The organism is Burkholderia sp. Bp9016, assembly GCF_003857765.1.
Classification (GTDB): Bacteria; Pseudomonadota; Gammaproteobacteria; order Burkholderiales; family Burkholderiaceae; genus Burkholderia.
Window position 1 is genome coordinate 1 of the sequence record NZ_QTPY01000012.1, and the last position, 20,463, is coordinate 20,463.

Sequence of the window (20,463 nt, forward strand, 5' to 3'; positions counted from 1 at the left end):
TCGGCGTGATCGTCGTGAACCAGGCGATGATCGCGCGCGAGCGGCGTCGGGTGGCCGACATGAAGGCGGCGTTCGCGGCGGCCTGACCCTCCTCTTTCCTATCCATCGACAACAAGACCGGCGCGCCGCACGATGCGGCGCGCCACCGAAACCGCACATTGACAGGCACACGACAAGGAGAATCCGCAATGAAGAAGAAACTGATCTGCCTGCTGGTGGCCGGCGCGTTGCCGGGCATCGCGCTGGCCGGCTCGACATCCGCCGAGATCAAGGCGCTGCAGGCACAGGTTGCGGCGCTGCAGAAGCAGATGAAGGCGATGCAGGCGCAGCTCGCCGCGAAGCCGGGCGGCGCCGCGCTCGCGCAGGCCGGCACGAGTGCCGCGGCGAAGCCGGCCGTCACGGCCGCCGATCCGTCCTCGCCGGACTACGGCAAGGCGCAGGCCACGCTGACCAACGACGAAGTCAGCGACATGAAGCAGCAAATCGCGAACCAGCAGCTGAAGGTCGACTCGCTGACGGACGCGGCCAACACCGGGCCGCTCGCGGGCCTGTCGGTGACGGGCTATATCGACCCGACCTACATCTACAACCGCGCGGCCGGCACGTCGTCGTTCCTGTTCGCGAACCACGAGAACGCGTACAACTATTTCAACAGCACGTTCGGCGACCTCTACCTCGACATCAAGAAGACCTTCGGCGTCGGCCCGATGGCGCCGTCGGCCGAGATCACGCTGATGCCGAACCGCGGCAACGGCATCACGCTGCTGCAGAACTCGCGCGGCTCGATCACCGACAACCTGCTGAACACCGCGGTCGTCAACGTGCCGATCACCGCCGAGACGACGCTCGTCGCCGGCCTGATTCCGAGCTTCGGCGGCTACGAGGTGCAGCAGTCGAACCAGATGCTCACGCTCACGCACAACCTGCTGTACGACTTCTCGGATCCGGGCAGCTACGTCGGTGCGGGCGCGAACTACACGAAGGGCAACTGGGCGTGGAAGTTCTTCGTCGGCAACGAGCAGTACCGCACGTACGGCTCGGTCACGCAGACGGGCACAAACGCGCTCGGCGATCCGATCACGACCAGCAACAAGGTGCCGACCTTCACCGCGCGCGCCGACTACACGTGGTCCAGCGCGCTCGACCTCGGCGCGTCGTTCAACATCGGCCGGCAGACGCTGTCGAGCGCGATCGACGACCAGGGCAACGTGCACTACGGCCCGGGCGGCGCGGCGCCGAACGCATACGGCACGTTCTTTTTCGCGGAAGCCGACGCCACCTATACGCTCGCCGACATTCAGTACAACGCAGAGCTCGACTACGGCCAGCAGCAGCATGCGGCATACAACGGCGGGCTTGCGCAGTGGTACGGCCTGTCGCTGCTCGCGCATCGCAAGTTCAACGCACCGGTGGTCGGCCGCATGGGCGTGACGCTGCGCTACGATGCGCTGGTCAACAGCAAGAACGGCGGCGGCGGTGGCGGCATCGCACTGAACGGCAACGGGATGGATCCGTACAACGGCTTCGGCGTCGACGCGGACTGTCTCGCGACGTCGAAAGCGAACGGCGGCCTGGGCTTCGACTGCAAGGGTGCGATCCGTCAGGACGTCGCGCTCGACCTGCTGTTCTATCCGACCCAGCAGATCACGGTGAAGGTCGAATACCGGCACGATTGGGCGAACAACAAGGTGTTCCTGCGCAACGACGGTTCGTACAGCAAGTCCAACGACCTGCTCGCGACGCAGTTCATCTATTCGTTCTGATGCTGGCCGCGCGGGACGCAGTGCCGCACGCACGGCGTCCCGCGCCGTTTCATCCGGCCGGTTGGCGGTGCATCGCGCACCGGCGCCGGCCGTCTTCGAGGGAGTCGTTTTGATGACGCAGTCTTTCACCCGCCGCGCAGATGCGCTCGTGCGCGACTCGTACTACGAAGCAACGGCCACGCGCCCGCCGGTCGACGACCCGGCAGCCGGCGCTCCGGCGCTCGACGATACGATCGACGTCGACGTGTGCGTGATCGGCGCGGGCTTCGCGGGCCTGTCGACGGCGCTCGAGTGCCGCTCGCGCGGGCTGTCCGTCGCCGTGATCGACGCGCACCGTCCCGGCTGGGGCGCATCGGGCCGCAACGGCGGCCAGGCGATCACGGGATTCGCGAAGGACGAGGTGATCGAACGGCAGCTCGGCGCGAACGGCGCGCGCGCCGCGTGGGCGCTGTCGCTCGACGGCGTCGCGCTGATCGCCGAGCGCATCGCGCGCTACGGCATCGACTGCGACTTCACGCGCGGCTACCTGACGGTGGCGACCAAGCCGCGCCGCATCGACGATCTACGCACCTGGATGGACGCGGCGACGTCGCGCTGGGGCCATCCGTCGCTGTCGTGGCTCGACACCGCCGAGATCCGCGCGCGCATCGCGTCGACGCGCTATCTGGCGGGTGTCTACGATCCGCTGTCGGGTCACCTGCATCCGCTCAGGTATTGCCTCGGCCTCGCCGACGCCGCGCGCCGCGAAGGCATCGCGCTCTACGCTCACACGCCCGCGCTCGACATCGTGCGCGGCACGCGCCCCGTCGTGCGCACGCCGTCCGGCGAAGTGCGCTGCCGCTTCGTCGTATCGTGCTGCAACGCGGGTCCGGGCGGCGTGCTGCCTGCCACGACCGCCGCGCGCATCGCGCCGATCGCGTCGTACATCATCGCGACCGAACCGCTCGGCCGCGCACGCGCCGACGCGCTGATCGCACAGCGCGAAGCGGTGTGCGACAACAACTTCTTTCTCGACTACTTCCGGCTGTCGGCCGATCACCGGATGCTGTTCGGCGGCCGCGCAAATTCCGCCGGCGCGTCGCCCGACACGCTCGCCGAAACGATCCGGCAGCGCATGGTCGGCGTGTTTCCACAACTCGCCGACGTACGTGTCGACCACGCATGGGGCGGCTTCGTCGACGTCACGCGCAATCGCGCGCCGGACTTCGGCGCGCTCGACGCCAACTTCTTCTACGTCCAGGGCTTCAGCGGACACGGCGTCGCGCTGACCGGCATCGCCGGCCGCGCGGTCGCCGCCGCGATCGCGGGCGACACCCACGCATTCGACCTGTTCGCCCGGCTGCGCCACCGGCGCTTTCCAGGCGGCGACGCGTGGCGACAGCCCGCGCTTGAACTCGGGATGCTGTATCACCGCGTGCGCGAGCTGTTCTAGGGTCTGTCTACATATGGAACGCACATGCGATTTCGGGCATTCCCGTGACATGAATTTTTTTAATTCGGGGTTGCCACGAGAATGGCCGCTCGCGAGGCGCACGACGCCGCGAATACTGACGTATTCGCAAGGAGTGCAACGCGGCGAGCGACCGTTCCCTTGGCAACGCATGCGCGTTCAATATGTAGACAGACCCTAGCCCTCTTTCTCCGCTCTCCTCACCATGCAGACATTCGCCAACCAGCCGCACGTCGCGTCGTACTACGCGGCGACCGTCAACGATACGACCCGCCATGCACCGCTCGCCGGCGCGACCGATGCCGACGTGTGCGTGATCGGCGCGGGCCTCACGGGCCTGTCGGCCGCGCTCAACCTCGCCGAGCGCGGCCATTCGGTTACCGTGCTCGAAGCGTCGCGGGTCGGATGGGCCGCGAGCGGGCGCAACGGCGGCCAGCTGATAGGCGGCTTCGCATGCGATATCGACACTTTCGGTCACTTCATGCCGGAAGGCGACGTGAAGCGGATCTGGGACATGGGGCTCGAAACGCTGTCGCTGGTGAAGTCGCGCATCGCGCGGCACGACATCGACTGCGCGCTCGTGCCCGGCTACCTGACCGCCGCGAACACCGAGCGCGACGCCGATTCGCTCAAGCGCTGGCGAGACGAGGCCGCGAAGCGCTTCGGCTACGACCGGTTCCATTTCGTCGAAGCCGACGCGCTCGGCGACTACGTGCAGTCGGCGCGCTATCGCGGCGGCCTGTACGACCCCGACAGCGGCCACCTGCATCCGCTGAACTACACCCTCGGCCTCGCCCGCGCGGCGGCCGACGCCGGCGTGCGCATCCACGAGGAAAGCTGCGTGACGCGCGTGCGCGACGTCGCGGGCGGCCACGTCGTCGAGACCGATCGAGGACACGTGCGCGCACGCTTCGTCGTGCTCGCGTGCAACACCTACGTCGGCACCCTCGCACCCGCGTTGTCGAAGAAGATCATGCCGGTCGGCACCTACGTGATCGCGACCGAGCCGCTCGGCGAAGCGCGCGCCGCCGCGCTGATGCCGGCGCGCGCGGCGGTCTGCGACAGCCGCTTCGTGCTCGATTATTTCAGGCCTGCGCCCGACACGCGGCTCGTGTGGGGCGGCAAGGTCAGCTATTCGACGCTGCCGCCGCGCAATCTCGCCGAAGCGATGCGGCAGGACATGCTGAAGACCTTCCCGCAGCTCGCGGACGTGAAGGTCGATTACGCATGGGGCGGCTTCGTCGACATCACGATGAACCGCGCGCCGCACTTCGGGCGCGTCGCACCGACGATGTATTTCGCGCAGGGATTCTCGGGGCACGGCGTCAACACGACCGCACTCGCGGGCAAGCTGATCGCAGAGGCGATCGACGGGCAGGCAAGCCGCTTCGACCTGTTCGGCAGGATCCGGCATCGCGATTTTCCGGGCGGCGCGGCGCTGCGCACGCCGGCGCTGGTGCTCGCGATGAGCTGGTACCGGCTGCTCGACGCGTTCGGCGTGCATTGAGCGTGACGAGTCGATTCAAAAATAAGAAATGGCCGCGCGAATGCGCGACCATTCGGCCAGATCTCACGATTTCAGCGTCACACCGGCGCGACAGGCCATGACGGCCCCCTGCACGGCGCGCACGACATACGTCAGTCCGTTCCGTACTTCGGCGAATGCGGACCGTACAGCAACCCGTTGGGCGGCCCAGCCGACAGCAACCGGCTACTGGTGAATGCGGCGACATTGTGGCTCTGATCCATCAGCGTGTTCGCGATCTGCTTGACCGCTGCCGTCACGAGCATGCCGATCAGGCCACCGCCGCTGTTGCCGCCTTCGTCGCTGCTCGCGCTCGCCTGGCCCTGCCACAGCATGTCGCCGCTACGCAGATCGACAAGCTTCGCCGATACGGACACGACCGTTGCGCTTGCAAGAATTCGGTACACGGTGCCGTACTGCGACACCTTCGAGTACAACGCGGCATCCGCACCGAAAATCTCGCGCAGCTTGGCAGGCGACGTCTGCTGGATCTCGGCCGCGTTGGTCAGGCCGTTCTGCTTGAACGTCTCGTCCATCACGGCAACCGGCACCACGTAGTAGCCGGATTCGGCCAGCGGAAGCGTCATCTGCGACAACACCCCGTAGGTCGCAGTGACGTCGGACGTCTCGTTGACCGGCGGCAGCACCAGGATCGAGCGCGGCTGAGCCTTCTTGAACGCCGTGTAGTCGGGTCGTTTCACCGGCTGCGCGCACGCGCTCAGCAGCGCGACGATCGACAGCACGGACATCAGCTTGAATGAGAGTGTATTGAACATGGCAGGCGCGTCACGGTTTGGCGGTGGTCTGGGCGGGGTCCTTCTGACCAGCGATCGCCTGCGCAGCCGGCTTCTGATCCGCGGTCTTCGGTGCGCTGGTCTTTTTCTTCAGCAGGAAATCCATGTAAGTTGCGGATTCCGGAAACAGCTGCTTCTCGGCTTGCAGTTCCTGTTCGGCCTGCTGCTCGTTTCCGACGCTCGCGTACAGCATCCCCAGATGCGCATGGAAGCCCGGCGGCGGCGTATGGCCCTTCGCACGGATTTCCTGCAGCGCCTTTTCGAGTGCGTCGATCTGTTCCTGCGGCGAGCTCTGCCCCTTGAAGTATGCGTACACCTGCGGCTGATAGCCGGTCCACTGGTAAAGCGGTGGCGTGGAGCTCGCGCAGCCGGCGAGCAGCAAAGCGGCGGCCGTCGCCGGCAGCCAGTTACCCCGTTTCATGGTCTATTCTCTTTTAATGTCGTGGTAAATCGTTCCAGCGCGGCGCCGGCCCGGCGCGCGCTGTAGCATGTCTCTCGACGGTTACTGCGGTGCCTTCAGCGTACCGGCATCGACCTGGTCGACGAGATGGTTCACGGCCTCCTGGATCGCGAGGTCCAGCACCTTGCCGTTGAGCGTCGAGTCGTAGCCAGCAGTGCCGCCGAATCCGATCACCTCGCGATTCGACAGGCTGAACTCGCCCGCACCCTGGCTCGAAGCGACAACCTCCGACGTCGTCGTATCGACGATGTTCAGGCTGACCTTCGCGTACGCAACCTGCGTCTTGCCGCGACCAAGAATGCCGAACAGTTGGTGATCGCCGACGTCCTTGCGACCGAACTCGGTCACGTCGCCTGTCACGACGTAGTTCGCGCCCTTCACGGCCTGCGCCTTCTTCATGAAGCCGGCTTCCTGCTTGATCTCGTCGAGGTTTTCGCGATCGAGCACGTTGAAGCGGCGGCTTTGCTGCAGACGCGTGACGAGAATCGTCTTCGCCTGCCCGCCGAGACGGTCGATGCCATCCGAGAAGATGCCGCGCATGTAGCTCGAACGATTGTCGAACTTGCCAACCGCAATCGCGACGGGCTTGCCCGCGTATGGCTTCTGCGCACTGCTCACGGCCGGCACGTCGAGCGTGCGCGACGACTCGGTCGCGCAACCGGACAGCGCTGCGACGAGCGCTGCCGCCACGAGCACGGTGCGTCGTGTCTGAATGTTCACTACTGGTCTCCTTGCGTGAAAAATGCCCGAAACGGGCGTGCCGGCTCACCGACGAACCGGCGGTCGATGCAGCGATCGAAACGGCTGGGCGCGAATGCGCGCATGTGCGCGCTCATCGCCGGGATGGCGATAGCGGTATTCGGAGGGAAAGTGCGCGCAACAGACGTGTTGCGGCAAGACGCTTAGGCGCGGCACGGCAAGCGACAGCCCCGCGTGCGTCGGTTACCCCATTATTGTGATTACTGCGCTGTTGATCGCGCATGATCGGCCCCGTATATGATTTTGGCCGATCATACCAAGCCTGATTATCGACACGGGATTTCTTGAGAAGAATTGACGATTTTTGCGAATATCCGCACATCGGTGATACGCCACGCGCAAACCGATCATATGCAAGAAAACGCGCCGGCCATACGCGCCGGCGCGCCGTGCCGCGCTAGTCCGCCACCTTCTGCCGCATCGTCACGAACTCCTCGGCCGCGGTCGGGTGAATGCCGATCGTGTCGTCGAACTGCGCCTTCGTCGCGCCTGCACGAATCGCGATCGCGATGCCCTGGATGATCTCGCCCGCATCGCGGCCGACCATGTGCGCACCGATCACGCGCTGGCTGTCGCGCGCGACGACGAGCTTCATCAGCGTACGCTCGTCGCGGCCCGACAGCGTGTGGCGCAGCGCCTTGAACGAGGTGCGGTAGATGTCGAGCTCGCCGTGCACGCGACGCGCATCGGCCTCGGTCAGACCGACCGTCGCGACCTCGGGCTGGCTGAACACGGCCGACGGTACATCGTCGTGATCGGCCGCGACCCGCGAGCCGCCAAACAGCGTCCGCGCGAGCAGCGCGCCGTCGCGCGTCGCCACCGGCGTGAGTTGCGGCCGCGACGTCACGTCGCCGATCGCATGGATCGACGCGACCGACGTCGCCGAATACGCATCGACCGCGATCGCGCCGCGCGCATCGAGCAGCACGCCCGCGCGTCCGAGCCCGAGCCCGTCGACGTTCGGCACCCGGCCGGTCGCATAGAGCACCGCGTCGTACGGCCCGTGCCGCGCATCGCCGACGTGCACGGAAAGTGTGCCGTCGTCCGCGCGTGCGATCGATTCGACCACCGCGCGCGCATGGATCGCGACGCCCTGCTTCGTCATCTCGTCGGTCAGAAATTGACGCACGTCGTCGTCGAAGCCGCGCAGGATCTTTTCACCGCGATAGAAGAGATCGACATGGCTGCCGAAGCCGTTGAAGATGCCCGCGAACTCGACCGCGATATAGCCGCCGCCGACCACCGCGATGCGTGCGGGCAGCTTCGCCAGCGACAGCGCCTCGCGCGACGTGATCACGTGCTCGATGCCGGGCCGCGGCGGCAGCGACGGGCGCGAGCCGGTCGCGATCGCGATATGGCGCGCGCGGATCGTGCGATCGCCGACGGCGACCGTATGCCCGTCGACGAGCGTCGCGCGCCCCGCGTGCATGTCGACCCCGGATTGCCGCAGCAGGTTGATGTAGATGTCGCTGAGCCGGTTGATCTCGCGATCCTTCGCGGCGATCAGCGCGGGCCAGTCGAGCGTGCCGGCGCCGAAGGTCCAGCCGAAGCCCTTCGCGTCCTCGAGCTCGTGCGGATAATGCGATGCGTAGACGAGCAGCTTCTTCGGAATGCAGCCGCGCAGCACACAGGTGCCCCCGATCTGCTCCTCTTCCGCTATGCCGACGCGCGCGCCGTATGACGCCGACATCCGGGCAAGCCTCACGCCGCCGGAGCCGGCCCCGATGACGAACAGGTCGTAGTCGAAATCCATCGCAAGCCCTCATCGCAGTTCGGATGAGGGCACGATAGCAAGATTCCGGAATTCGTGCGGAACGTGGCGCGGCACGGCGCGCGTTCCATAAAAAACGGCGAGAGACGTCGCCTCTCGCCGGTCAAACCAGCTGCCGGGTGTGCCATGCGTCACCGATCGACCACATGCCCGGCCTGCCGGCCGCGCAGCACCGGTCCGCCCGGGCGCGCGAGAGGCGCACCCGCGGCGGATCCCGCCGCCATGCTCATGCCTGCGACGTATCGCTGCCGTCCGTCGCCTGCGTATCGTCCGCGGCCTGTTCAGGCTGCTCTTCCTTCTTTTCGACCAGGCCTTCGAGTGCTTCGGCACCCTTGAAGCCGGCAACCGCTGCCGCCGCCTTGGTCAGCAGGCCCGCATCCGGATCCAGCTTTTCCGCGCCTTCGACGGCCGCCACTGCGCCTGCGATTTCACCCACGGTGTTCAGGATACCCATCGTCATCCCCTTTCAAGAAAATCGTGAGCGCATCGTCCCACGAAAAAAACCGGCAGACCGTGTTTGTCATCACCGGATACACAAGTTACGCACCAGGCCGGCCGCACGCGACGCGCGCTCCGGAACGACGCCCGTGCGTGCGTTGCGGCACGCGGCGGACCATGTACGCAGCGTAGCGGAAACACTTCGCGCGCACTGTCAAAGTATGTTCCGGAATGCCGACGGATGCCTTACGGGCCGGCCTTTTCCGATGGAGCGATCGCTGAATGGTCGTCCACGCGCATGAAGCTCGCGTGACGAAAAAAAGAGGCTCCCGCAGGAGCCTCTTCGAGGTGCGCCGGGGCGACGCCCGCGCAGGAATTCCGACGTTCGTCAGAAGATATTGCGCAGGCCGATCGCGATGCCGGTCTGGTTGCTGCGACCCGGCAGTTCGACGTTCGCCGCGCCGTTCGTCTTGTTGAAGTCGACGGTGCCGTAGACTTCCGTGCGCTTGCTCAGCGCGTATTCGGCGATGCCGACGATCGCGTAGCGGTTGCCGCTCGCGAGCGTGCCGTTCGCGGTCATCGCGTTGCGCATGTGGTCGTAGTAGAACGCGCCCGTCAGCGTCAGCGGCGTGCTGACCTGCCAGCTCACGCCCGCGAACGGACCGTCGTCGATCCGGCCCGTGCCCTTCGCGACCGGAATCGACTGCTGCGCGAGCAGGCTGTCGACGAAACCGGTGTCGTCCTTCGAGCGCAGGTAGCCCGCATAGACCTTCGCCTTGCTGAACGCGTACACGACGTTCGCGTGGTAGATCGTCTGCTTGCGCGCGGAGTTGTCGCTGTTCTGCTGCGCGCCGGCCGCGATGCTGAGCGGCCCCGTCACGTACGACACCGACACGCCCCACGCATTGCCCTTGCCGAGCGAGCCCGGGATCTGGCCCGAGAAGCCGCCCGCGCCGGTCGATTCGTAGTTCGTGCCAGTCGAGTACATCGCCTTCGCGGTCAGGCCCGCGAACTTGCCGGTGTACTTGATCTGGTTGTCCGCATACAGACCGCCGCCCAGCGCGACCGGCAGCCATGCGTTTTCGAGGTAGTTGCCGACCGTCAGCGGATCGTAGGTGTCCGACAGCAGGTCGAACAGCGGCGTCTTCTGGCGGCCGAGCGTCACCGTGCCGTACGGGCTCTGCAGGCCGACGTACGCCGCGCGGTTGAACAGGCGGCCGCTATCGGCGAATGCGCCGTTCTGCAGATTCACGCCGCTCTCGAGGTTGAACAGGGCCTTCAGGCCGCCGCCGAGGTCTTCCGTGCCGTAGATGCCGAAGCGGCTGTTGGTGATCGCGCCGTTGGTCATCGACAGCAGGCCGTCGTTCTTGGCGTTTGCGTTGGTCAGGTAACGGATGCTGGCGTCGGCGACGCCCCACAGCGTGACCGAGCTTTGTGCGGCTGCGTACTGGCTGGCGAAGGCCAGGGCCGCGCCCCCTGCGATGGCTGCGAGTCGAGTGGTCTGCTTCATGAGCTTTCCTTTTTGTAGGTGTCTCCATTCATGGCCGGCCGCGTGCGCAGCCGGGTGGCGATCGCGGACGCTCATGGCGCGCGCGATGTGGGCTGAATCATAAGACGAGTGCCCGCGCTGAAAGAAATTGAAATGTCCGGTAATGCGCGATTGTCGCCCTGGAACAACGGTTCCCGCGCCGCACACGCGTCTCGCGCGGATGAAGCGGCGCGCGGCGGCGGCGAAATGAGGGTCTGCGCTGTAAGGATCGGCCCGGAGCCGGTGATGAAAACGGCGGGGTTGTATCCGGGCATGGAGCGATCGGGAGATGACCGGCGCCGCGGCTGATTGCACGATATCGGGCACGGCGCGTCGCGGGGGCGAAGCGGCTGGACGAAGCGGCAAGACGGCGGAGCGCGTCACCGGCGAATCCATCGCGCGGCTCACCGGCGGCCGGCCGCGCATGGCGGCCCGGCCGCACGTCGTCAGGCTGCTTGCTGCGTCCCGCCGCCGGCGTTGCCGTCACCGCCTTTAGCGCCGCTGCCGTCTCCGCTGCTACTGCCGCCACCGTCATCGCCCGCGCGCCGCCGCGCCCGCCGCACGATTTCCGCGAACGCGCCGACGAGCAGCAACACGGCGCCCCACAACGCGACTTCCGGCACGAGCCGCGTTACGAGGCCGCCGAGCACCGCACCGGCCAGGAAGCAGAAGCTGATCGTCGCGAGCAGCGCCGAGTCGTGCAGCGCGCCCGCGTCGTAGCGCGGGATCAGTCCGACGAACAGTTTCTGCGCGGCGCGCCGGAGGTTGCCGGTCGTCATCACCGACGTGTACGACAGTTCTTCGAGATGGGTGAACGACAGCGTCTGCAACGTCGCGACGAACGAGATGCCCGGAATCAGCCACGCGCTCGATGCGCCGACGAGCCCGCTCGCGGCAAGGCCGAGAAACGCGATCTCGACGAGCAGGCTCGCGAACGCCGTGTGCCGCATCCAGCCGCGCTGCGCGGCAAGACCAAGCAGGTGCGCGACGAACACCGCGACCACGAAGCCGCCGAGCGGCGGCACATGATGGAGTGCGGCCGCCCATTCGCCGGCCGACAGGTTGATGCCGAGCAGTGCGACGTTGCCGGTCATCGTGTTCGCGAACACGTGCCCGTGGCCGACGTACGTGTACGCATCGAGATAGCCGCCGGACAGCGTCAGCAGCGCGGCGACAGTGAGGTTGCGGCTCGCGCCGTCGAGATCCATCGATCCTCCCGTGTGGCGCGCCGCCCGGCCGCGCGCGGCCGGCGGCGCGTGATTCACCGATTCCGTCATCGATCCCGGCCGGCGCCGGGCGTTGCCCGCCCCGCGCGGCCACTGCGCAGTCCCGCGCGCCGCGCCAATATAATGCCTGGCGTCGGGCGCGCATCGGCCGCACGCGTGCCGGCTGCGCCGGCATCCGGCCGGCGCAGCCGGAAGACCGGCCGAGTATACCGGCCGGCCGCAAGCAGCCTCTGCCGCGCCCTCTCAACCCGCCGTCGAATGACATGACACCCGCGAAGTTTTTCCTGCGCTTCACCGTGATCCCGTTCGTCGCGATCGTGCTGGTAGCCGTCTGGGCGTTCAACCGCGAATCGGGCGAGATCGATGCGCGCCAGTATGCGGCGCTGGTGGCGGCCTATCCGTCGTTCACGCCGAAGCTCAAGCACGAAGTGGCGCACGCATTGCGCGGCAGCGACAGGCTGGGCAAGGCCGACTACGACGCGATCATGCGCGATGCGCTCGAAGCCGGTTACATCGTGGACTGGCCGACGCCGACGAACGACATCAGCGCCGAGCGCGGCCGGCTGCTCGGCCTCGTGAACAGCGACCAGCCGGCGGCGCCGTAGTGGCCGTCGTGCCCGGCACCGGCCGCCCCGGCGCTCACTGTCCGATGCCGGTGAGCCCGACCAGCGCGCCGGCCGCGAGCAGCCACAGCGGATGGATGCGCGTGCGCCACGCGAGCATCGCACACGCAGCCGTGATGCCCCACTGGATCGCCGTGCGGTTCGACGCTTCCGAAATCAGCACCGCGCTGGCCGCGACGAGCCCGGCCGTCACCGGCATCATCCCCTGCTGCACGTAGCGGCGCCACGGCCGGTCGCGAAAGCGCTCCCACGCATGCAGCGCAAGCACGGTGACGAGCGACGACGGCCCGAACTTCGCGATCGACGCGACGAGCAGCCCGGCCCAGCCGGCCACGTGCCAGCCGACCAGCGACACGATCATCATGTTCGGCCCCGGCGCCGCCTGCGCGAGCGCGAACAGCGCGGTGAATTCGTGCGCGCTCATCCAGTGATGCACGTCGACCACCTGCCGCTGCATCTCCGGCAGGATCGTGTTGCCGCCGCCGAACGCAAGCAGCGACAGCTGGCTGAAAATCGTCGCGATGGCGATCAGCGTGTCGTTCACGAGCGGCCTCCGTCGCGTGCGGCGGCGCGCTGCGGCGCCGGCGTGTCGCGGCGTCGCGACGCGAGCCAGATGCTTGCAGGCGTCAGCACCAGCATCGCGGCCAGCAGCGGAATGCGCAGCACCGCGATCGCGACGAACGACAGCGCCGCGATGCCGGCCGCCGCGCGCGCGTGGCGCAGCGGCTTCAGGACCTTCACGGCCATCGCGACGAGCAGGCCCGCGGCCGCGGCGGCGAGCCCGCCGAACAGGTGCTGCACGCGCGGATCGCCCTGCGTCTTCGCGTACAGCACGCCGAGCGCGACGACGACGAGCGTCGGCCCCGCGATCAGCCCGAGAATGCCGGCGAACGCGCCCGCGACGCCGCGAAAGCGCATGCCGACGGCGACCGACAGGTTGATCACGTTGCCGCCCGGCAGGAACTGGCACAAGCCGAGCAGATCGGTGAATTCGTCGGCGGAAAGCCACTTGCGCTGCTCGACGAGCGTGCGCCGCGCGAACGGCAGCGCGCCGCCGAACGACATCAGGCCGAGCGACAGGAAACCGGAAAACAGCTCGGCGAGGCCGACCTGGCGAGGCGATGCGGCAGGCGGAGGAGAAACGGATTGCATGGGGATCCTCATCAAACGGTGCCCCGAGGTTACCGCCGTTCAGGATCCCGGCAAAACGATTTTATCGGCGCACCCTTGTGATCTAGAATCACAAGCATGGCACGCGATCTCCCACCCTTTTCCGCGCTTCGGGCCTTTGAAGCAGCGGCACGACACGAGAGCTTCAGCGCTGCCGGCGACGAGCTGCATGTGACTCATGGTGCCATCAGCCGGCAAATCGCCGGGTTCGAGGCATGGCTCGGCAAGCCGGTGTTCCATCGCTACGGCAAGCGCGTGAAGCTCACCGACGAGGGCCGCCGCTATCTCGACACCGTGCGCGCCGCGTTCGACAGCATCGCGCTCGCCACCGAGCAGCTGCGCAATACGGGCGCGGCGCGCGTGCTGCGCATCAATGCGCTGCCGACCTTCGCGATGAAATGGCTGCTGCCGCGCCTGTCGCGGTTCCAGCGCGACGTGCCGAACGTCGAGCTGAAGCTGTCCACGTCGAATGCGCCGCTCGACGCGCTCGACGGCTTCGACGTCGCGATCCGCCGCGGCCCCGGCCACTGGCCGAACTGCACGAGCGGTCACTTTCTCGACGAAAGCGTGATCCCGGTCTGCAGCCCCGCGCTGCTCAGGCGCGCGCCGATTACCCGCGCGGACGATCTCGCGCGGCACGTGCTGCTGCATTCGGATACGCGCCCGGAAGGCTGGCGCGACTGGTTCGCGGCGGCTGGCGCGACGATGAAGGGGCGCAAGCGGCAGTCGTTCGACCACTTCTATCTGGCGCTGCAGGCGGCCGTCGACGGGCTGGGCGTCGCGCTCGGCCCGCTGCCGCTGATCGACGACGAGCTCGCGAGCGGGCGGCTGGTGATGCCGCTCGACGGGCCGCGCATCGCGACGCGCAGCTACTGGTGGATCGCGCCGCGCGCGCCGGCCGACGATCCGCTCGTCGCGCAGTTCTGCGCGTGGCTGCAGGCGCAGTCGAATACCTGCGCATAAGCGCCGCGTACGACCGCGGGCGGCGTTGCACCGCCCGCTTTCGTTCAGACCACGGGGCCCGGTTCCTGCTCCTTGCGCAGGATCGCGTACAGGATGATCGCGCCGAACGTCGCGGTGCCGATCCCGCCGAGCCCGAAGCCGCCGATCTTCAGCGAGAAGTCGCCCGCGCCGAGCACGAGCGTGACGGCCGCGACGATGAGGTTGCGGTTGTCGGAGAAGTCGACCTTGTTGACGACCCAGATCCGCGCCCCCGTCACCGCGATCAGCCCGAACACGACGATCGACACGCCCCCGAGCACCGGGCCCGGAATCGTCTGGATCACCGCGCCGAACTTCGGCGAGAAGCCGAGCCCGATCGCGATCAGCGCGGCGATCGCGAACACCAGTGTCGAATAGATCCGCGTGACGGCCATCACGCCGATGTTCTCCGCGTAGGTCGTCACGCCCGTGCCGCCGACGCTGCCCGACACGATCGTCGCGAGCCCGTCGCCGATGAACGCGCGGCCGACGTAGCGGTCGAGGTTGGTCCCCGTCATCGCGCTGACCGCCTTGATGTGGCCGAGGTTCTCCGCGACCAGGATCACCGCGATCGGCGCAAGCATCAGCATCGCGTGCGGATCGAAGACCGGCGTGCGGAAGCTCGGCACGCCGAACCACGCGGCATGCGCGACGATCGCGAAATCGATCGGCTTGCCGAGGCCCATCCCGTTGGTCGCGACCGCATAGATCACGTACGCGATCACGAGCCCGACGAGGATCAGCAGGCGCTGCATCATCCCGCGCGCGAACACCGCGACGCCGCCCACGCACAGCACCGTGACGAGCGCCATCACCGACTCGAAGGTCGATGCCGACACGCCCTTGACCGCGATCGGCGCGAGGTTCAGCCCGATCACCGCGACCACCGCGCCGGTAACGACGGGCGGCATCAGCGTCTCGATCCAGCGCGTGCCGATCGCCTGCACCAGCGCGCCGAGCGCGACGTACACGACGCCGCACGCGATGATCCCGCCGAGCGCGACCGGGATGTTCGGATTCGGGCCGCTGCCGCCGTAGCCGGTCACCGCGATCACCAGGCCGATGAACGCGAAGCTCGAGCCGAGGTAGCTCGGCACGCGGCCGCCGACCAGCACGAAGAACAGCAGCGTGCCGATGCCCGACATGAAGATGCACAGGTTCGGGTCGAAGCCCATCAGCAACGGCGCGAGTACGGTCGAGCCGAACATCGCGACGACGTGCTGCACGCCCATCGCGACCATCTGCGGCCACGCCAGGCGCTCGTCAGTGCCGACCACGCGCGATGCCGCGCCGGTCGATTGCACCCGCCAGCGCGGGAAGTAGGAATCGGACATGGGGAAAAGGGCTCCTGTCGATCGCCGGCTGCGGACGGTGCGCCGGTCTGGAATCTGGCGCGAGTTTACGGAGCGGAAATGGGGCTGGCAAGCGCGAACCCGTCGACGCAACGGTCGTACCTGCCGGAGCATGCGTGGCGGGCGGGGCCGCGGGCTTGCGCCGGTGACCAGCGGCTGCCGATGGCTGCCGGCCGATGCGCCGCGCAACGTAAGCGTGCACTCACATCGAGCCGGTCGCCGCGGGCATCAAGAATTGATGTACTGGAACAGCGACAGGTTCTGCAGTTGCGCGTAGGCCTTTTGCGCGCCCGACAGCGCGTTCTGCATCTGCAGGAACTGGCTGATCGTCGACACCATGTTGGTGCTCGTCAGATCCGACAGGTCGTTGGTGACCTGCAGCGAATTGTTCTGGTTCACCGCCTGCATCGCCTGGATTTCCTGCTCGCGGCCGCCGACCGACGCCTGCACGGTGAGAATGTTCGTCATCGTGTTGTTCAGCTTCGTCGTGCCGGTCGTCATCGTGTTCGAGAGCGCGGCCGCCGCGGACGTATCGCTGCCGACCGGCGTCTTCAGCGCGGCGATCATCGTGTCGAGCGTGGCGAACACGTCGGTGCCGGCCTGCGGCGCGGGCGTGACGGTGAACGTGTCGCCCACTGCCGGCGTACCCGACACCGGCACCGTCAGGCCGTTGCCGAGCGCGATCGCGCCGCCTTCCGAATACGGTTGCGGCTGGGTCTCGCTCGACGGCCCGATCGTGTTGTCGGTCACCGTATAGGTCGGCGCATCCGCCGTGCCGCCGAACGTGATCGTGAACGCGTGACCGTTGGTCGCCGCCGCCGGGTTCGTGATCGACACCGCGCCGATCGTGCCGGTGCCGGTATTGCCCGTGCCCGTCGCGCCCGTGCCGGCGGCCGGCACCGGCTGGCTGCCGAGCATCGGCACCGACATGAACACGCTGGCACCGCTGTCGCTCTGCGAAATCGAGCGCGTGTCGGCGATCTGCACCTCGCGCGTGCCGCTGTCGCCGCTGTACACCGCGCCGCCGCCCGGCGCGTTCGAGAACGGCGCCGACGTCGACTGCGTGCCCGCGAACAGATAGTTGCCCGCGCCGTCCGCGGTATTCGCGAGCGTCATCAGCTGGTCGCGATAGCCTTGCAGCTGCGTCGCAAGCGCCGATCGGTCGCTGTCGGACAGCGAGCCGTCGCCGGCCTGCATGACGACCGTATGCATGCTGTTCAGCAGGTTGTTCACGCTCGTCAGCGTCTGGTCTTCCTTCTGGAGCGACGACAGCGCGACGTTCTGGTTCGTGGCGTACTGCGACAGCGTCGCCGAGCTCATCGACAGCTGCACCGCCTGCGCGGCGCCGAGCGGGTTGTCGGCCGGCGTGGACAGGCTCACGCCGCTCGAAATCTGCTGGTACAGCTGCGCGAGCTGCGCCTGCTGGTCGCTCATCTGCGCGACGTTGAGCTGGTAAAACTGGGAAGTGGAAATCCGCATCGCTTCGATCCCCGGAATCAGTTGAACAGGCCGAGCACGGTCTGGAACAGCGTCGCGGCCGTCTGGATGACCTTCGCGTTGGCCTGGTAGAGCTGCTGGTACTGCATCAGGTTCGCCGCTTCCTCGTTCTGGTTCACGCCCGACACCGACTGCTGCGCGGTCGTGATCTGGCCGACGAGCGAAGTCTGCGCGGCACTCGACGACTTCAGCTGGCTCGCCGAGTTGCCGATGCCGTTCACGTAGCCGGCGTATGCGCCGGTCAGCGTGGTCGAGCCGTTGCCGAACGATTTCGTGCTGACGATCTGCGACAGCGCAAGCGCGTTGGAACCGTCGTTCGTGCCGCCCGCGTAAGGCCCGATCTTGAACGAATCGCCGTCCGCCGGCGTGCCCGCCAGCGACACGGTCACGCCGTTCATCGCGCCCTGCGCGGTGCCCGACATCGTCAGCGTCGCGCCCACGGACGGGTCGTACGGCACCTGCGTCGTCCCGTCGGCAATCGCCACCGTCTGGGGCGGCGTGCTCCCGATCGTCACCGTGGTGCCGGCCGGGAAGCCCGACAGCGACTTGCTCGCCGCGTCGTAGGTCAGCGTGGTCGACGGCACCTGGTAGCCGGCGCTCACCCCGCCCTGCGTGATAGTGGCGCTGCCCGAGTTCGTCGTGGCGGCCGACGCCACCACCGGCGACGCGGCCGCGATCGCCGAGCCGCTCGACGTCGCGAGGGCGAAGCCGTCCAGCGCGCCGCGCGTCGGCAGCACGGTGAACTGGTCGCCGGCATTCATCTGCGTGCCGTTCGCGAACGAGAAGTCCAGGCCGCCGATCGATGCCGGCATCGACGTCGACTGGCCGACCACCGTGCCGCTCGCGCGATCGGTCAGCGTGTAGTTCGTGCCGTCGTACGACAGCGTGTAGTCGCTCGTGGTCGGTTGCGACGCATTGGCGAACGACACGCTCAGCGACGCATTGCCCGTATTGCCCTGGTTCGCGTAGACGGCCGGGTCCGGGATCGTGAACAGCTTGCCGCCCGGCATGCCCGACAGGTCGACGCCGAGCGCGTTCTGCCCGTTGACCTGCGCGGCGAAGCTGGTGGCGATCGCGCCGAGCTGCGCCTGCGCCGGGTCGAGCGTCTGGTTGCGGAACGCGAGCAGGCCGCCGAGCGTGCCGCCCGACAACGACGAATCGGGCAGCGTCTGGTTCGGGCCCTGCGGATTCGCGCCGGCGATGCCCTGCGACACGACGGTCAGCTCGCTCGGATCGGACGACGACGTCACGGTCGCGAGCTGATAGCTCTTGTCGGCGACGACGAGCGGCTGGCCGCCCGCGAGGAACACGCTGTAGCCGCTGTCGTTGCGCACCACCTGCACGCCGGCGAGGCTCGACAGGTTCGACAGCGCGAGATCGCGCTGGTCCATCAACTGGTTCGGCGGCTGCCCCTGGCTGTTCGCGGCCGTGATCTGCTGGTTCAGCTGCGCGATCTGCGCGGTGTACGTGTTGATCTGCGACACCGTGCTGGTGAGCTGCGTATTCACGCTCTGGCGCAGCGCGTCGTACTGCTGGCCGGCCGCCGTGATCTGGTCGGCCAGCGTCTGCGCGTTGCTCATCGCGGTCTGCCGCACCGACGGGTCGGACGCATTGTTCGCGACGCCCTGCAGCCCGGTGAAGTAGTTGGTGATCGCGGTCGAGATCCCCGCCGTCGGGCTGCCGACGTAGTTGTTCAGCTGCGCGACGAGCGAGTACCAGGTCGACAGCGCGCCGCTTTGCGACTGTGCGCTGTTCAGCTGGTCGTTCAGGTACTGGCTGTACTGCCGCTGCACGGTGACGGTGTTCACGCCCTGCGGCAGGTAGCCGCTCGACGTGTACTGGCCGCTCGCCTCGGCATACACCGGGCGCTCGACCGAATAGCCCGGCGTCGCGGCATTGCTGATGTTCTGGCCGGTCGTCGTGAGGCCCCAGAGTGCGGCATTCAGGCCGCTGACGCCGAGGTTCAAGAGAGAGTTGGACATGCGCGATCCTGATGGGCCGGCCGGGCTGCGGCCGCCGGGTTGCGTGACTCCCGGTATAACGGCCGCCGAGCGGAAAAATTGAGGAAAAAATGCACGCGCGACGCGCAGGCGCGCGTCGCGTTCGGGAAGACGGGCGGCCCCTGGAAGCGCCCGGCGTGAAAGCGGCCCGCGCGGGGGGCCGGCAGTGCGCGCGTCAGGCCCGCGCGAGCGAGCGGCGCTTCATTTCGAGCTGCGTGATCAGGCGCTGCAGCGTGTTCTCCGCGCTGCCCGGCAACGACATGAAGCGAAAGCCGAGCTGGTAGCGCCGCGAGCCGTTCGGCATCTGGGTCGAACGCTGCGACACGAGGCACAGGTCGAGCGACAGCCTGCCGTGACCGGTCAATTCGAGCTCGACCTCCGGCAGCAGCGTGCCGACCTCAAGCGCCTCGACGCGCTCGTCGGCCGTGCGCAGGCCGACGCCGCCGAGCGACAGGTTGTGCACCTCGAACACGAAGCCCTCGCCGTCCGGCAGCTTGCCGCGGCACAGGAACGGATCGATCACCGGCGCATCGACACGAAAATACTCGCGGCGCTGGATGCACACGAGCAAGTCGGGGAAATCGGCGACGAACGCGGGCAGCCCCTCGTAGCGCGTCTCGCGCGGCGTGCCCGTGGTGAATTCGACACGCACGCCGTCCGGCGCCGCCGAGAACGTGCAGTGCGACGCGGCGAGAATGCCGGCGTTCTGCTCGGACAGCGCGCCCCAGTCGAACGTGAACGTGCGCGCGCCGACATCGACTTCGAGCAGGCGCGTGACAAGCTGGCCGCCCGGATACTGGACGGTCAGGAAATCGCCGCGGTTCACGAGGTTGCGCAGCTGCACGCCGATCTCCAGCGGATTGCGGCGGGCGTAATCGGGCCCGGAGTGGCCTGCATCCTGACTCGGAGCAGACGACGTTTCGATATTCATGGCTAGCCGGTTTTCTTGTCTTGGGCGCCCGGGGCAACCGGTACGCAGTAAAGTCGGGCCAGAACATGGGCCCGGTTGCTGGTCTCACACACTTAGCGGCAGTGCTCAACGAAAGTTTAGATCGAATTGCCGCTTTTTTTCGCGCAAACGTTGAAACCGCGCGCGGCGGGGAGCCGGGCGCGGTCCGAAGAACGA

At 67.5% G+C, this 20,463-nt stretch carries 18 protein-coding genes; 5 read left to right on the forward strand and 13 right to left on the reverse strand.

Annotation, left to right across the window (positions count from 1 at the left end; translation table 11 throughout):
• Positions 1-188 precede the first annotated feature (188 nt).
• The 3 genes from DIE13_RS16015 to DIE13_RS16025 all read left to right on the forward strand — a co-directional run bounded on the left by DIE13_RS16015 (position 189) and on the right by DIE13_RS16025 (position 4,720).
• Positions 189-1,763: a DUF3138 family protein gene (locus tag DIE13_RS16015; protein ID WP_124828090.1), complete on the forward strand. Its 1,575-nt coding sequence runs from the start codon at positions 189-191 to the stop codon at positions 1,761-1,763.
• A gap of 112 nt (positions 1,764-1,875) precedes the next feature.
• Positions 1,876-3,195 carry an NAD(P)/FAD-dependent oxidoreductase gene (locus DIE13_RS16020; protein ID WP_124828091.1) on the forward strand — a complete coding sequence of 440 codons (1,320 nt, stop codon included), beginning with the start codon at positions 1,876-1,878 and terminating at the stop codon, positions 3,193-3,195.
• A gap of 223 nt (positions 3,196-3,418) precedes the next feature.
• A complete protein-coding gene (locus tag DIE13_RS16025; RefSeq protein WP_124828092.1) occupies positions 3,419-4,720 on the forward strand; it encodes an FAD-binding oxidoreductase in 1,302 nt (433 codons plus the stop codon).
• Positions 4,721-4,851: 131 nt separating this feature from the next.
• Here the strand turns inward: DIE13_RS16025 and DIE13_RS16030 are convergent, their stop codons facing one another.
• The 7 genes from DIE13_RS16030 to DIE13_RS16060 all read right to left on the reverse strand — a co-directional run bounded on the left by DIE13_RS16030 (position 4,852) and on the right by DIE13_RS16060 (position 11,696).
• A complete protein-coding gene (locus tag DIE13_RS16030; RefSeq protein ID WP_124828093.1) occupies positions 4,852-5,514 on the reverse strand; it encodes a DUF799 domain-containing protein in 663 nt (220 codons plus the stop codon).
• A 10-nt stretch (positions 5,515-5,524) separates the two neighbouring features.
• Positions 5,525-5,953 (reverse strand): DUF4810 domain-containing protein, encoded by a 429-nt coding sequence (locus DIE13_RS16035; RefSeq protein WP_124828094.1) that lies wholly within the window; start codon positions 5,951-5,953, stop codon positions 5,525-5,527.
• An 81-nt stretch (positions 5,954-6,034) separates the two neighbouring features.
• Positions 6,035-6,706, reverse strand: coding sequence for a CsgG/HfaB family protein (locus tag DIE13_RS16040; protein WP_185731205.1), 672 nt, complete (start codon positions 6,704-6,706; stop codon positions 6,035-6,037).
• Between the two features lie 442 nt (positions 6,707-7,148).
• Positions 7,149-8,504, reverse strand: a complete 1,356-nt coding sequence (gor, locus tag DIE13_RS16045; RefSeq protein ID WP_124828096.1) for a glutathione-disulfide reductase — start codon at positions 8,502-8,504, stop codon at positions 7,149-7,151.
• Between the two features lie 244 nt (positions 8,505-8,748).
• The gene (locus DIE13_RS16050; RefSeq protein WP_124828097.1) at positions 8,749-8,976 is read right to left on the reverse strand and encodes a hypothetical protein; all 228 of its coding nucleotides are present in this window, start codon (positions 8,974-8,976) and stop codon (positions 8,749-8,751) included.
• 372 nt (positions 8,977-9,348) lie between these two features.
• Positions 9,349-10,470 (reverse strand): porin, encoded by a 1,122-nt coding sequence (locus DIE13_RS16055; RefSeq protein ID WP_124828098.1) that lies wholly within the window; start codon positions 10,468-10,470, stop codon positions 9,349-9,351.
• A 464-nt stretch (positions 10,471-10,934) separates the two neighbouring features.
• Positions 10,935-11,696, reverse strand: coding sequence for a YoaK family protein (locus tag DIE13_RS16060; protein WP_124828099.1), 762 nt, complete (start codon positions 11,694-11,696; stop codon positions 10,935-10,937).
• Positions 11,697-11,977: 281 nt separating this feature from the next.
• Between DIE13_RS16060 and DIE13_RS16065 the strand changes: the two genes are divergently transcribed.
• On the forward strand, positions 11,978-12,319 hold the full coding sequence (locus DIE13_RS16065; RefSeq protein ID WP_124828100.1) for a hypothetical protein: 342 nt from the start codon (positions 11,978-11,980) through the stop codon (positions 12,317-12,319).
• Positions 12,320-12,353: 34 nt separating this feature from the next.
• Here DIE13_RS16065 and DIE13_RS16070 read toward each other — a convergent pair whose 3' ends face one another.
• Complete coding sequence (locus DIE13_RS16070) at positions 12,354-12,881, reverse strand: chromate transporter (RefSeq protein WP_124828101.1); 528 nt, start codon at positions 12,879-12,881, stop codon at positions 12,354-12,356.
• Positions 12,878-13,489 carry a chromate transporter gene (locus DIE13_RS16075; RefSeq protein WP_124828102.1) on the reverse strand — a complete coding sequence of 204 codons (612 nt, stop codon included), beginning with the start codon at positions 13,487-13,489 and terminating at the stop codon, positions 12,878-12,880. Before DIE13_RS16075 ends, DIE13_RS16070 begins: the two co-directional genes overlap by 4 nt.
• A 96-nt stretch (positions 13,490-13,585) precedes the next feature.
• On the opposite strand from DIE13_RS16075, the gene DIE13_RS16080 reads away from it, so the two are divergent.
• Positions 13,586-14,470, forward strand: coding sequence for a transcriptional regulator GcvA (locus DIE13_RS16080; protein WP_124828103.1), 885 nt, complete (start codon positions 13,586-13,588; stop codon positions 14,468-14,470).
• Between the two features lie 44 nt (positions 14,471-14,514).
• Here the strand turns inward: DIE13_RS16080 and DIE13_RS16085 are convergent, their stop codons facing one another.
• From DIE13_RS16085 to DIE13_RS16100, 4 genes are all read right to left on the reverse strand, one after another.
• Positions 14,515-15,822 (reverse strand): solute carrier family 23 protein, encoded by a 1,308-nt coding sequence (locus DIE13_RS16085; protein ID WP_124828104.1) that lies wholly within the window; start codon positions 15,820-15,822, stop codon positions 14,515-14,517.
• A gap of 246 nt (positions 15,823-16,068) precedes the next feature.
• Positions 16,069-17,319, reverse strand: coding sequence for a flagellar hook-associated protein FlgL (gene flgL, locus DIE13_RS16090; protein WP_124828105.1), 1,251 nt, complete (start codon positions 17,317-17,319; stop codon positions 16,069-16,071).
• A 17-nt stretch (positions 17,320-17,336) separates the two neighbouring features.
• Complete coding sequence (gene flgK / locus DIE13_RS16095; RefSeq protein ID WP_124828106.1) at positions 17,337-19,319, reverse strand: flagellar hook-associated protein FlgK; 1,983 nt, start codon at positions 19,317-19,319, stop codon at positions 17,337-17,339.
• A gap of 193 nt (positions 19,320-19,512) precedes the next feature.
• On the reverse strand, positions 19,513-20,268 hold the full coding sequence (locus DIE13_RS16100) for a flagellar brake protein (RefSeq protein ID WP_124828107.1): 756 nt from the start codon (positions 20,266-20,268) through the stop codon (positions 19,513-19,515).
• Positions 20,269-20,463 lie beyond the last annotated feature (195 nt).

What these genes read in the sequence shown, in the direction of transcription:
- gor (WP_124828096.1), bottom strand. Translation starts at nt 8,504, where the DNA reads ATGGATTTCGACTACGACCTGTTCGTCATCGGGGCCGGCTCCGGCGGC.
- flgK (WP_124828106.1), bottom strand. Translation starts at nt 19,319, where the DNA reads ATGTCCAACTCTCTCTTGAACCTCGGCGTCAGCGGCCTGAATGCCGCA.
- DIE13_RS16080 (WP_124828103.1), top strand. Translation starts at nt 13,586, where the DNA reads ATGGCACGCGATCTCCCACCCTTTTCCGCGCTTCGGGCCTTTGAAGCA.
- DIE13_RS16055 (WP_124828098.1), bottom strand. Translation starts at nt 10,470, where the DNA reads ATGAAGCAGACCACTCGACTCGCAGCCATCGCAGGGGGCGCGGCCCTG.
- DIE13_RS16050 (WP_124828097.1), bottom strand. Translation starts at nt 8,976, where the DNA reads ATGGGTATCCTGAACACCGTGGGTGAAATCGCAGGCGCAGTGGCGGCC.
- DIE13_RS16085 (WP_124828104.1), bottom strand. Translation starts at nt 15,822, where the DNA reads ATGTCCGATTCCTACTTCCCGCGCTGGCGGGTGCAATCGACCGGCGCG.
- DIE13_RS16100 (WP_124828107.1), bottom strand. Translation starts at nt 20,268, where the DNA reads ATGAATATCGAAACGTCGTCTGCTCCGAGTCAGGATGCAGGCCACTCC.
- DIE13_RS16025 (WP_124828092.1), top strand. Translation starts at nt 3,419, where the DNA reads ATGCAGACATTCGCCAACCAGCCGCACGTCGCGTCGTACTACGCGGCG.
- DIE13_RS16030 (WP_124828093.1), bottom strand. Translation starts at nt 5,514, where the DNA reads ATGTTCAATACACTCTCATTCAAGCTGATGTCCGTGCTGTCGATCGTC.
- DIE13_RS16020 (WP_124828091.1), top strand. Translation starts at nt 1,876, where the DNA reads ATGACGCAGTCTTTCACCCGCCGCGCAGATGCGCTCGTGCGCGACTCG.
- DIE13_RS16065 (WP_124828100.1), top strand. Translation starts at nt 11,978, where the DNA reads ATGACACCCGCGAAGTTTTTCCTGCGCTTCACCGTGATCCCGTTCGTC.
- DIE13_RS16015 (WP_124828090.1), top strand. Translation starts at nt 189, where the DNA reads ATGAAGAAGAAACTGATCTGCCTGCTGGTGGCCGGCGCGTTGCCGGGC.
- DIE13_RS16035 (WP_124828094.1), bottom strand. Translation starts at nt 5,953, where the DNA reads ATGAAACGGGGTAACTGGCTGCCGGCGACGGCCGCCGCTTTGCTGCTC.
- flgL (WP_124828105.1), bottom strand. Translation starts at nt 17,319, where the DNA reads ATGCGGATTTCCACTTCCCAGTTTTACCAGCTCAACGTCGCGCAGATG.
- DIE13_RS16060 (WP_124828099.1), bottom strand. Translation starts at nt 11,696, where the DNA reads ATGGATCTCGACGGCGCGAGCCGCAACCTCACTGTCGCCGCGCTGCTG.
- DIE13_RS16075 (WP_124828102.1), bottom strand. Translation starts at nt 13,489, where the DNA reads ATGCAATCCGTTTCTCCTCCGCCTGCCGCATCGCCTCGCCAGGTCGGC.